The sequence below is a fragment of the Parabacteroides faecis genome (assembly GCF_014647375.1).
Taxonomy (GTDB): Bacteria; Bacteroidota; Bacteroidia; order Bacteroidales; family Tannerellaceae; genus Parabacteroides; species Parabacteroides faecis.
The window spans coordinates 19,349-31,607 of record NZ_BMPB01000001.1 but is presented as its reverse complement, the minus strand read 5'-3'; the positions used below and the strand labels follow the sequence as shown (position 1 = coordinate 31,607).

The 12,259-nt window shown below is 40.6% G+C and carries 9 protein-coding genes, 1 tRNA gene and 1 pseudogene; 5 read left to right on the top strand and 6 right to left on the bottom strand.

The window, feature by feature from the left end; all coding sequences use genetic code 11:
- The first annotated feature begins 64 nt into the window (after nucleotides 1-64).
- Nucleotides 65-1,363: a GNAT family N-acetyltransferase gene (locus tag IEY67_RS00135; protein WP_183670559.1), complete on the top strand. Its 1,299-nt coding sequence runs from the start codon at nucleotides 65-67 to the stop codon at nucleotides 1,361-1,363.
- A 60-nt stretch (nucleotides 1,364-1,423) separates the two neighbouring features.
- Here IEY67_RS00135 and IEY67_RS00130 read toward each other — a convergent pair.
- A pseudogene (locus tag IEY67_RS00130) lies at nucleotides 1,424-1,567 on the bottom strand (MBL fold metallo-hydrolase); the annotation flags it as partial.
- Nucleotides 1,568-1,668: 101 nt separating this feature from the next.
- Between IEY67_RS00130 and IEY67_RS00125 the strand changes: the two are divergent.
- Entirely contained in the window at nucleotides 1,669-3,315 is a 1,647-nt protein-coding gene (locus IEY67_RS00125) for a sigma-70 family RNA polymerase sigma factor (protein ID WP_183670561.1), read from the top strand.
- Between the two features lie 88 nt (nucleotides 3,316-3,403).
- On the top strand, nucleotides 3,404-4,186 hold the full coding sequence (locus IEY67_RS00120; RefSeq protein ID WP_122375167.1) for a class I SAM-dependent methyltransferase: 783 nt from the start codon (nucleotides 3,404-3,406) through the stop codon (nucleotides 4,184-4,186).
- Here IEY67_RS00120 and IEY67_RS00115 read toward each other — a convergent pair.
- Nucleotides 4,166-5,170 (bottom strand): sensor histidine kinase, encoded by a 1,005-nt coding sequence (locus IEY67_RS00115; RefSeq protein WP_183670563.1) that lies wholly within the window; start codon nucleotides 5,168-5,170, stop codon nucleotides 4,166-4,168. The genes IEY67_RS00120 and IEY67_RS00115 overlap by 21 nt on opposite strands.
- A 201-nt stretch (nucleotides 5,171-5,371) precedes the next feature.
- On the opposite strand from IEY67_RS00115, the gene IEY67_RS00110 reads away from it, so the two are divergent.
- Nucleotides 5,372-7,723: an ABC transporter permease gene (locus IEY67_RS00110; protein ID WP_183670565.1), complete on the top strand. Its 2,352-nt coding sequence runs from the start codon at nucleotides 5,372-5,374 to the stop codon at nucleotides 7,721-7,723.
- Between the two features lie 367 nt (nucleotides 7,724-8,090).
- On the opposite strand, the gene IEY67_RS00105 is transcribed toward IEY67_RS00110, so the two are convergent.
- Entirely contained in the window at nucleotides 8,091-8,912 is an 822-nt protein-coding gene (locus IEY67_RS00105; protein ID WP_183670567.1) for a hypothetical protein, read from the bottom strand.
- Nucleotides 8,913-9,348: 436 nt separating this feature from the next.
- Nucleotides 9,349-9,432 (bottom strand) — tRNA-Leu (locus IEY67_RS00100).
- 175 nt (nucleotides 9,433-9,607) lie between these two features.
- Here IEY67_RS00100 and IEY67_RS00095 point away from each other — a divergent pair.
- Nucleotides 9,608-10,690, top strand: coding sequence for a mannose-1-phosphate guanylyltransferase (locus IEY67_RS00095; protein ID WP_122351982.1), 1,083 nt, complete (start codon nucleotides 9,608-9,610; stop codon nucleotides 10,688-10,690).
- Here the strand turns inward: IEY67_RS00095 and IEY67_RS00090 are convergent.
- Together IEY67_RS00090 and rbfA are read right to left on the bottom strand one after the other, a co-directional pair.
- A complete protein-coding gene (locus IEY67_RS00090; protein WP_183670569.1) occupies nucleotides 10,683-11,906 on the bottom strand; it encodes an ABC transporter permease in 1,224 nt (407 codons plus the stop codon). The two genes, IEY67_RS00095 and IEY67_RS00090, sit on opposite strands and share 8 nt — an antisense overlap.
- A gap of 12 nt (nucleotides 11,907-11,918) precedes the next feature.
- On the bottom strand, nucleotides 11,919-12,254 hold the full coding sequence (rbfA, locus tag IEY67_RS00085) for a 30S ribosome-binding factor RbfA (RefSeq protein WP_122351980.1): 336 nt from the start codon (nucleotides 12,252-12,254) through the stop codon (nucleotides 11,919-11,921).
- Nucleotides 12,255-12,259 lie beyond the last annotated feature (5 nt).

The window sequence follows — 12,259 nt, the reverse complement described above, 5'->3', positions numbered from 1 at the left end:
GGCGATTAATTTATATCTTTACTTTTCGCTAGGACTGCAAAATCAATTTCTAATCAGGTCAGATATGAAACTTACGGTATTAGTTGATAATAATACATATATAGATCAGTATTACTTAGGGGAACCGGCAGTTTGCTATTATATAGAAGATGGCGAAACCCGTTTATTGCTCGATACAGGTTATTCGGATATTTTCATCCGTAATGCGGAAGCGTTGGGTATCGATCTGACACAGGTCTCTGTCATTACTTTTTCCCACGGGCATAACGATCATACCCGCGGATTGCAATACTGGTCAGGAGAGATAGGGACTAATGTACATATCGTAGCACATCCTGATACTTTTAAGGAACGGAAATGTGGAGAACTCTCAATAGGTTCTCCCTTATCTGAAGCCGGTTTAAGAGAGAATTTCAGACTAACCCTGTCGAGCGAACCGATGAAGATAAGCGATCATATCACTTTCTTGGGTGAGATCCCGTCTTTAAATGATTTTGAACCTCGTAAATCTTTTGGCACTTTGGTAGACGGACCGGCTTGTTCGGAAGACTTTGTCGCGGATGATACAGCCTTGGTATATAACAATGGGAACGGTTTATTTATTATTACCGGTTGCTCTCATAGCGGTATTTGTAATATTATAGAATATGCAAAGTCTGTTTGTAATGAAAAGCGTATAATCGGTGTGATCGGAGGTTTTCATCTTTTTGAGGTGTCGGAACAGTTGCGACAGACGATTGCTTATTTCCAAATGAACCATATCGAAGAGCTATATCCTTGCCATTGTGTGTCTTTTGCTGCAAAAGCCGAGATCCATCGACATATTCCTATCCATGAAGTTGGAGTCGGGTTAGTTATTGATGTTAAGTATCAACCGAAGATTCGGACTGTGGGTGGTGTTATCCAAAAGGTAACATTGGAAGACCTGCCGGATATCATAGATTTGCAAAAGAAGGCTTTTACGGAAGTAGCATTATGGATGAATAATTTTGATTTACCGCCTTTACACCAGACAATTGATGAACTGAGGAATGAATATGAAAAAAGTATTATCCTGAAATATCTGTCAGACGAAGGAGTGATAGTCGGTTCGGTTCGTGCCCATATGGATAAAGATCATATTTGTCATGTCGGAAAACTGATTGTGCATCCCGATTATCAGAATCAGGGAATTGGGTACGCTTTGATGTGTGAGATAGAGAAATATGTTCCTCATTGTGATAAATATCTGTTGTTTACAGGCGAAGAGACACCGAATACAAAATACCTGTATGAGAAAGTAGGGTATGTTGTTGTCGACAAACAGGAGATGGCAGGACTGGCTATGTTTATTATGGAAAAGAAGAATAAAGCGATGTTATGATATACCTGTCATAATACAGGTTTTTCAAGGTCTTCCGGAACAAACACATTTCCTGAGAAATTTTAACTGAGAAAGAATGCCGTTACCTCCTCCTGCATCTACTAGTAAAACAGCGTTGTTTTGTTTCAGGGCAAAGCAGGTATTATAACATCGGGTAACGGTTGCATTGCCTGTTCCCAGTACGATCAATTCTGTATTTTGCATAAATTTATCTTTCAGTTAGTAGGTGCAAAGATAAAAAAAAGATAAAATCCGTGCAGTCTTTTCTATGTTGGTGTATCATAACTATATTAGTGCTGTAATACATGGATAAACGGGAGCTGGTTGATTTGTGCAAAAAGGGTGATGAGCAGGCGCTGGACTTACTCTATAAAACTTATTCGGGGAAAATGATGGGGATATGCCTCCATTATGTGTCCGACAGACAAATCGCACAGGACCTGCTTCATGACGGCTTCATTGTTATCTTCACGTCTATCGTTTCGTTGCGTGATCCGGAGAGGCTGGAGAGTTGGATGGGAGTTGTTATGAAAAATATTTCTCTCCGTTATCTTAACCAGAATAATGCAGCAAACATTATTCCCTTGTCAGAGGTGTCCGAAGAAGATGAACCGGCGGAAAGTTCTTTTGACGCCGATTTTGTATCGTATGACCAGATAATGGGGTTGGTGGAGAACTTGCCTGAAGGTTATTCGAAAGTGTTTAAACTGGCGGTATTGGAAGGGTTACCCCATAAAGAGATCGGTGATTTGCTGAATATCGCTCCCCACTCATCGTCTTCACAATTATATCGCGCGAAATCTTTGTTGAAAAAGATGCTCGGTGAGTATCGTTTACTTCTGGTTTTACTGTTGCTACTCCTTGTACCGCTGTTCTACAAATATGTGTATCGGTGGCCACGACAGCAAAAACTGCCACCTAAGGACCTGGTACAACAGGCGGAAACAAACAAAAAGGAAGGAGATAAGCAGATCGATTCTCCGGAACCGGTCGTTCTCTCTGGTAAGGTTGAGCGTCCGCAACTTTCGGAGATGCTTATTGCCCCGACGTCGGGGCATGCGGTAAAGATGTCATCCCTGCTGTTTCCGGAAGAGATCACTGTGGATGTACGACCAGCTGTAAAGCCTTTATTTATCAACGAATTGCCTCGTAAGATCGTTTTCAGTCCGTATCCGTCAAAAGAGCTTGTCTCTATGCGGCAGAGTAGGAAGTCGAATAAATGGAAGTTTATGCTGGCCGGATCGTTGGGACCACAACTGGCTCAGAATCTCTACAAACTGATTGCTACTCCTCATTCCGGCAGTGAAGGAAATCCGGATCTTCCTCAGCAAGTAAGCACATGGGAAGATTATTACACCTATCTGCATACCCGTTATCAGGAAGGAGCTTTAGGCGATTCACTTACGCTGATGCAGATCGCTGAGGGGAATCGGGGTAAAATTGTAGAACATCAGCACCATGATGCTCCTATAACCATTGGACTTTCTGTAAACAAAAAGCTGAACGAGCGCTGGAGCTTTGAAACAGGATTACAATATACTTTCCTGAAATCTGATTTTATCACTGGCGAAGACTACCGTATCCAGGAAACGCAAAAGCTCCATTACATCGGTCTTCCCCTTCGTGTTTCTTATCGTTGGGGGCATTTCAGGAAGCTCTCGTTCTACTCGACAGCCGGTGTCCAGGTCGATATTCCGTTGAAAGGAACGCTCCGTACTTCACATGTAACGGATAGTGTCCCCATCGACATAAGCCGTCAGTCATTGGCTGTGCCTCTGCAATGGTCGGTCAATGCCAGTGCAGGTGTACAATATCATTTTACACCTCATATCAGTTTCTATGTAGAACCGACTCTCAATTATTATATTCCCGACGGAAGCGGGCTACGTACTATCCGAAGGGAGCATCCGGTGACATTCACCGTTCCTGTCGGCTTGCGTTTCAGTTGGTAGAAAGAACGATATCTTAGTAAAAAACGTTTTAGGCATGCAGTCTTTCCCCTGAACCATTATCATATTAATAGATAATAAAACAGAAAAGATGCAGGAACGACATATCAACCGTGAGCGTTATTTTGAAGAACAGGCACGGACTTCTAAAAAATATTATATTCCGTATATAGAAGAAATAATAGGAGATCTTCCGGATAAAGTGCTGGAAGTAGGTTGTGGAGAAGGAGGTAATTTGCTCCCTTTTGCCGAACAGGGTTGTGAAATTGTCGGAGTGGATATTGCTACTTTGCGAATCGAGCAGGCCCGGACTTTCTTCTCCCGAAAGAATCAAAAGGGACTATTTATAGCCTCTGATATTTTTCAGTTAAGAGACTTGAGAAAACATTTTCCTCTTATTCTGATACACGACGTGATTGAACATATCGGGGATAAATCTCAATTCCTGTCCGATATGAAAAGTTATCTGGTCTCTGATGGGATACTCTTTGTCGCTTTTCCCGCCTGGCAGATGCCGTTCGGTGGACATCAGCAGATTGCAGAAGGGAGAATTATTTCACATTTGCCTTTTATACATTTACTTCCTGAGATTCTCTATCGATGGCTGATGATACTATGTGGTGAAAAAGAAGATACAATAAAAGAACTATTGAGTATCAAGGAAACGAAATGTACCATTGAAATGTTTCGTAACGTTGTGCGACAGGCCGGGTACCGGATTATCGATCAACAATTGTATTTTATAAATCCGCATTACGAGACTAAGTTCGGGTTATCACCGAGGAAGTTGGGTAAACTTATTTCTTCTGTCCCGTATCTAAGGAATTTTTTTAGTACGAGTTGCTTTTATATATTAAGAAAAGCTGGTTTGTAGATGAGCCGGGAACGTCATGCTAAATACGGTTTTCTCTCCCGGTTCCGAGTTCACAGTAAGTTCTCCGCCGTGAAGCTGCATGATGCGTCGGGATAACGGAAGTCCTATGCCGCTTCCCTCTTTCTTGGTAGAATAGAACGGAGTGAATATATCATCCAGCCGGTCCTGCGGAATACCATCTCCGTTATCGGTTACTTGTATGAATGAACAGGCTGCTCCTTTTTCTGCTTCAACCTTGATCTCCGGCTGCGGATTATTTGCCGTTGCCTGCAGGGCATTGCGGATCAGGTTGATCAATGCCAATGTTATCAAATTGGGATCGAGTGGAATCTCTACATTCTCCGATGAAATATAGCGGACATTCTCACTGCCCGGTTCCGAGTTCAATAATCGGTTGAGTTTATCGAACAGAGTACAGATCTTTACTTTGCTCTTGACCGGATCGGGTAAATGTGTTAACCGGTGATACGCATTCAGAAATGTGTTCAGTTGCTGTACCTGCTGGTTGATGGTTTGCAGGCCGTCGATCATTCCTTCTTTCCCATATTCATCGCTGTATTTGATCAGATCGGCAGACAAAGAGGCTATCGGTGTAATGGAATTTCTTATCTCATGTGTCAATACCCGGATGATACTCTCGTAATAAAAACGGCGTTCTTCCAGTTCGGTATGATTGTTTTCGAATTGCGTTATAATCCGGTTCATTTCCTGAAACAACTTGTTCAGGAACTTGTCATCATTCTTTTCCGTGAAGTGAGCATTGAAATCGTTATTATTGATTGCGCTGAAGAAGCTTTCCAGTTGTCGATCGGTTTTCTCCATTTTCCTCACCAGCATGATCGCCAGGGCTATAATTATGCAGATACAGACAAAAGTAAAAAAAAGAGAAGTCAGGCTGACCAAAAGCCATGCTCCTATAACCGAGAATAACACAATTCCTGTTATCCCGCCAACAATAGTCCGGTGTAGTCTGCGATTCAGCATATTTCTCGTTACAAATGTATAATTAAAATCTGTACAAAAAATGTAAAGCCTCCAGGTTTTAGCCGGACGTGTCATTTATAAATGAACCATTGGGGAAAATGTCTAAAAATTAGACGATTTAGACCTGCTTCAAGTAAAGTAGCGTTTTTTTGTTGGCAGGCAGGCGGAGACAGATTAGTTTTGGCAAAAAATAAGCGTATCATGAAGAATATCTCATTCAAAATAATCTTCCGGAGCTGGTGGCGTAACAAAACATTTACTGTTATCTCCATCCTCAGTCTTGCTGTTGGTATTGCTTGTACCAATCTGTTGGCAGCTTTTGTTATTCATGAGTATAATATAGAGTCGGAGAATCCGAACAAGGACAAAATGGTTGTGGTTAAACAGACCATTTCGGGAGCAGGAATGACGGCTTTTAATACTGTATCGCAGGATATTACTTCTCAATTACTCGAACATGTTTCGGAACTGGATAGAGTATGTCGTATTCATCCTTACTTCATGGTAAGCTACTGTAAGGTAGGAGAGAACTTTTTCAAAGACATTAAGGTGATAGAGTCGGATAGTTCTTTTCTTTCGTTTTTTCCTCAGGAAATAATAAGGGGGAGTTTTAAAGATGCCGAGCTTGGTCCGGATCGGGTAATCCTGTCAGAATCTTTTTCCAAACGTTTGTTCGGAGGGAGTGATCCGATAGGAGAAACAGTTCAGATGCTATTCGGACCTGGTGATTTTGGAGATGAAAAAGGTTTATTGACTTTTACCATTTCTGCAGTTGTAAAGGATAACAGCCAGGCTGCTTTAGGCTTTGATGCTTTGTTTTTTGATAACCCCTCGTCAGGATTGAACTTCTTTCTGCTTAAGAATAATGTATCTGTACCTGACTTGCAGGCTAAAACAGCGAATCTGATCCTTCAAAGAAATGATGGGAGGGATTTTAAGAATGAGTTTCTCACTATCAGGCAGGCTTGTTTTGATACGGTTTCGATCCCATCGTCTCTGAAGAAGCCAAATACGACTTTACTGTTTATTGCTCTTTTTTCAGCTATTCTGATCTTGGTTATTGCCTGCTTCAATTATATAAACCTAAGTTTTTCCCGTGTTTTTAAGCAATTATACTCCATGCACGTGCAAAAGTTGATGGGAGCAGGAAGTGGACAATTAAGTATGCAATTGTTTGCCGATACATTTATGACCGTAGGTTTCGGTTTTCTGATTGCACAATTGATACAGTTTGATCTGTTGGGGTTAATGAATTGCATCATGTCTATTCAGGTTCCGGTCAACTTCTTGTATAGCAACCAGATGTTGCCGGTTACGTTCGGATTTATTCTTCTGTTGGCATGTATCCCGGCTTTGTATATGAGTAGGCGCTTGCCGGAAATGTCGATTTCTATGTATAACAACTTTTACCGGGGAAAAGCCAGACGACGGATCATCACTTCATTGGCCGTTGCACAGTTTGCGATCTCGTTCATCCTGATAATCGGAAACTTTTCCGTACGGCAGCAGATATCGCTTTTATATGGTAAAGCTGAAAATTATAAAAATATTTATACTTTTTCGGTGGGTGATAATAAGACTTCCATGCTACGGTTGAAAGAAAATATCTCTCTTATTCCGGGCATACAGGCTGCGACATTGAGCAACGAGACGTATGAATGGCCTATCAGTGACTTTGCAGCAGATGGAAGTTATGAATCTTATACTTCTGAAGATGGAGGAGAGGAAATAATGGAAGTGATGGGGTATAAGCTATTGCAAGGTTTACCCTGGAAAGAGGCTGTAAAGCGATATCCGCATCCGATCTATCTGAACCAAACGTGGGCTCAAAGTCTGTTCCCCGATGGAGAGATTCCTGTAGGCGGTCTTGTAAAAGAGTATGAACCCAGGTTGAAGGATTGTCCTCCTTTCGGTGACGATTATGTGATTGCCGGGGTAGTTGAGGATTATTTTAAACTTAATATATCTAATAGTCTTGAAACGCCTATTGATAAGGGAATCATCAGTTATGCCAGGGATGGTGTTCGCTTAAGTGTCCGTATCGATCCGGGGAATATTTCTGCAATAAAGCAAATCTATGGAGAATGGAATAAGTTATATCCCGGGAAGTATTTGGAACATGAGAGCTTGTATAATAAAGTATTAGGCAATAACAAAAAACTTTTTGAGTTATCCGACTTATTAATGATGTATTCCGTTATCAGTATCCTGCTTACCTGTTTCGGACTTTTCGGAATGGCATTGTATGCTATCGAACAACGGACAAAAGAGATCGGCATACGGAAAGTGAATGGTTCGACCACATGGCAGATTATGAAGTTGCTCAACAGTCAGTTTATTATATGGATCGGAATCGCATTTGCCATTGCTGCCCCTGTTACCTGGTGGTTGATCGGCGAATGGATGAAAAGCATTGTTTATCGGGCTGATTTTAGCATCTGGACATATATTCTCTCTTTGTTTATTGTGCTAGGTATCACATTGTTGACTGTAAGCTGGCATAGTTTCAGAGCCGCATCTGGGAATCCGGTAAAGGCTTTGAAGGATGAGTGAAGGGGTTTGATGCGGTATGAGTATGTAGTGGATATTAATCTGGATTGTATTGACGGCATTTGTTTATGTAGCTATTGCAATCCCACACATTCCAGTATTCAAGAAGACACTGATGGAAAATTGATTTTTAATACGCTCCTCTTCTTGTATTTTTCTTAAACGTTCATTATCCTCTCTTTCTTCTGATAATTCCAAGCAGTTGAAAAGATTTATTTATTCCAATATCTATAGATGGATATATCAAGAGACTGCGCAATTTGATAAAACTCACACTGGGTAATGGAGATTTTACTCATATTTCTCGCTTAACTATCGGTGGTATAGGATTTTAGATCCTTTTGGCTTTTTTGCCTCGAAAAAAGTACCGTTATTGAGAATCCGTTTTCTTACATATTAATGTTGTATTTGGGTCTGCACAATAGATAGTATTAGTGTCAAGATTACGGTAGATAGCTCTTTCCTTTAGTTGCCAGTTGATCTTATAATTTGAGGTGAAATAAGACTTTCCTTCGGCTTTTACAGTAACTCTTTCGTCAAATATGTCTGCAACTGCATCTCCCATTAATACGAGTTTAGAGTTTCCTGTTGCTTTGACTCTTGCACGGCACATTGCCCGTACAGACGTATTGTGATAACATTCTACCCATGACTCACTATCTGCCCTCACGCATGACTCATCAAAAGCCGAAATATTAGTATTTCCAAATGCATGAACAGAAGCATTATTATGAGCCTCTATAGTCGCATAGGCATAGGCTCTTATGACTGAATTATCAAAAGCTGAACCGTATGCGTTATCTGCTAAATTTGCATGGGCATAACCTCTTATAATGGCTGTTGCCGAACCACCGATCTCTATAGGGGTAGGATCTTTTTCTTGTTCTATTTTTGATTTTGAGATTAATACATACCCTTTCTCGACTTCTGTATTAAAGTAAATATTATGCTCTTTGAACTCGATAGGGGCAAGGTTTATTATTTTACCATCCAAAATTTCTTTTTCACAAAAGGTATAAAACTGTTCTTTAATCAGTGGGCAAAGACTACGGAAATCTTTTACGTCTTCCAAGTTTATATTGCCCCAATCGGGGTGATTGTTTTTCTTCAGACCTAAATCAGGACAATCTTTATCATACCAATTGTCTAACAAGAGCTTTTTAACTTTCTTGAATAATAGAGTTGAGTACATAACATTATATTGGGTTTACAGTTACTTGTGGCAAAAGTATAAATTATCTCGGGATTAAATAAAAAACACCAGACATTTTGTTTGATATTCGGTAGTTTGTCTCTTAGGCAAGTTTTATTCAGCATATATGCTTTTTTAGGAGTAAATATATCTTTAAGCCTGTCTTTTTCGCATAACAAGTAAAAGCAACAAATGCAATTAATAATATAATAGACAATATTTACATGATTAAAGTCAATTTGCTACAAAGATAACACAAGGGGATTCTTTATCTGCTAAAAGAAAAAAATCAAGAGAGTAAATTTATTTAAAATATAAAGACCTGCAAACAATTAAAGTATATATTGTTCTTGTTGTGGCTATTCAGCATACTTTTGTTATGCCTTATAGAATTAAAAAGCCTGATAATCATCATGATTATCAGGCTTTTTTTGAGTACCCAGAGCCGGGATCGAACCGGCATGGAAGTGAATCCACTGGTGTTTGAGACCAGCGCGTCTACCAATTCCGCCATCTGGGCATTTGTTTTTTTCTAATGCGTTGCAAAGGTACGCATATTTTTTATTTGTGCAAGCATTCAGCGCTTTTTTTTCAAATAATATATACGGAAAGGCTAATAATACTTTATAGGAGAATAAATCCCGGATTATTTCGTTAACTTTGTAAGAGTATAATTAAAAAACAACCTGTATATCATGAAAGATAATTATTGCGTTATCATGGGTGGAGGGATTGGCAGTCGCTTCTGGCCTTTTAGCAGAGAAAGTTATCCAAAACAATTTCTTGATTTTTTCGGAACCGGACGTTCCCTGTTGCAAATGACTTTCGATCGTTTTTCCAAGATCATCCCGATTGAAAATATTTTTATTGTAACGAATGAAACTTACGCAGACCTGATCAAGGAACAATTACCCGAATTGAAGGAAGATCAGATCCTGTTGGAACCGGCTCGTAGAAATACGGCTCCCTGTATTGCATACGCAGCCTACCATATAAAAGCATGTAATCCGAATGCCAATATCGTTGTTGCTCCTTCCGATCATCTGATACTGAAAGAAGATGTTTTTCTGAAAGATGTTCAGAAAGGGTTGGACTTTGTAAAGAATAATAACGCACTGGTTACGTTGGGTATCAAACCGAGCCGTCCGGAAACAGGTTATGGCTATATTCAAAGCAGTGATTCCATGTTAGGTGAGTTTACCAAGGTTAAGACCTTTACGGAAAAGCCAAACCTGGAATTGGCAAAAGTCTTTTATGAAAGTGGAGAGTTTTTCTGGAACTCTGGCCTGTTCCTGTGGAATGTAAATGCGATACTGGATGCATTTGCCAAATATCTTCCTGATATTGCCGTTCGTTTTGATTTGGGAAAAGACAAATTCAATACTGAAAACGAACGTGACTTTATACGTGAGAATTTCCCTTATTGCCTGAAGATATCTATCGATTACGGAATCATGGAAAAGGCTGATAACGTTTATATGTTGTGTACGGATTTCGGTTGGGCTGATCTGGGGACCTGGGGGTCGTTGTTCGATCTGGCACCGAAAGATGAAAACAATAATGCTGTATTGAAGAACAGTAATGCATTGCTCTATGAAAGTTCAGGAAATGTGATTGCCGTGGGTAATTCAAAAAGACTGGCTGTCATCCAGGGAGTAGAGGACTGTATCGTTGCTGAATCAGGAAATGTATTGCTTATCTGTAAGAAAAATGACGAACAGCGTATCAAGCAGTTTGTGGCGGATGCGCAGATAAAATACGGGAAAGAGTTTAATTAAACCATTTCTTCCCAAGATAATGTACGGGATACCAGGCGGCCATAAATCCAATGGCCGCTACCGTAATAAACGCCGTAAGTAAATCTGTAAATATTACACGTACGGGATAAGCATCTATAATAAACGCACCTGCAGTCTGTCCCAGTTTGATAATACCGTATGTCTGTTGTAAAAGACATAATACCAAACCGATCACAATTCCTATCAATGCCCCGAAACCAGAAATCATCCAGCCTTCGAATAAGAATATACGGCGAATAAGACTATCGCTGGCACCCATGTTCCGAAGGGTACGCACATCGTCTTTTTTCTCGATCATCAGCATGGACAAGGAGCCTACCACGTTAAATAAAGCAATAGTAAGTATAAATGAAAGAATCAGGAATGTCATCCATTTTTCCACCTGCATCATTTTAAATGAGGCTTCCTGTTGTTCATAACGATCCTGTACGGTGAACTGATCGCCTAAAATAGCTTTTATCTGTTTTCTGACCGAAGATATATCCGCACCGTCTGCAAGTTTCAGTTCGATGGAGCTAACCTCCTTGTCATACTTGAGCAATTGGCGTACCAATGAAAGAGGAAGTATCATATATCCCTCGTCATATACCTGTTGGTTAATCAGGAATACGCCGCCTATATAGGCATATTCCTGGTTGAAAGAAGAGGCCGGATTGGATAAATTGACCTTCTCATCTCGTTTGGGGACATATATTTCCAGAGGAGAAGCAAATCCCGGTTTAGCACCCAGCTTGGAGGATAGTCCGACGCCCAATGTCGCATAATCTGCGACTTCATCTTTCAGGATAAAACTACCGTCTATCAGTATGCTGTCGATCTGTGTCAGATGACTGAAATTGTCATCTACTCCCTTGATAATGGCTATATCCTGTCGGTCGTGATAACGAACCAGTGCATTATCCTGCAGAACTTCTCCGAAATAGGCAATATCCGGTAATTGTTTTACCTTCTGAAATTCAGCCGTAGTCGGATCGAATACTTTACCGGTACGAGGGCTTATCTTCAACTCCGGATCGAAACTGCTGAACATTCCTGCCACCAGGTCGTTGAATCCGTTAAAGACCGACAGCGCGCAAACGACAGCGATCGTGGCAATGACCACGCCGCAAACACATACCATCGAAATAATATTGATGGCATTGTGGGATTTCTTCGAAAAGAGGTACCGCCGGGCTATATAAAACGGAACATTCAAAGCTTGATTCTCTTATTTCTGCAACAGTTTGTCAATATTTTCAATATAATCCAGCGAGTCGTCGATGAAGAAACTCAGTTCCGGAATGATGCGGACCTGTTTCCCTATTCGTTTTCCTAATTCGAAACGGATGGATTTAGTGTTTGTGCGGATCGCTTCAAGCAGTTCCTGCCCTTTTTCGGAAGGGAATATGCTCAGGTAGGCTTTGGCAACACCCAGATCGGGGCTGACACGCACGGCACTTACAGAAATCAGCGTACCCGGCATAGCCTGGGTCTGTTTCTGGAAAATGTCGCCTAATTCTTTCTGGATCAGACGACCTATCTTATTCAGTCTTGTACTTTCCATATTGT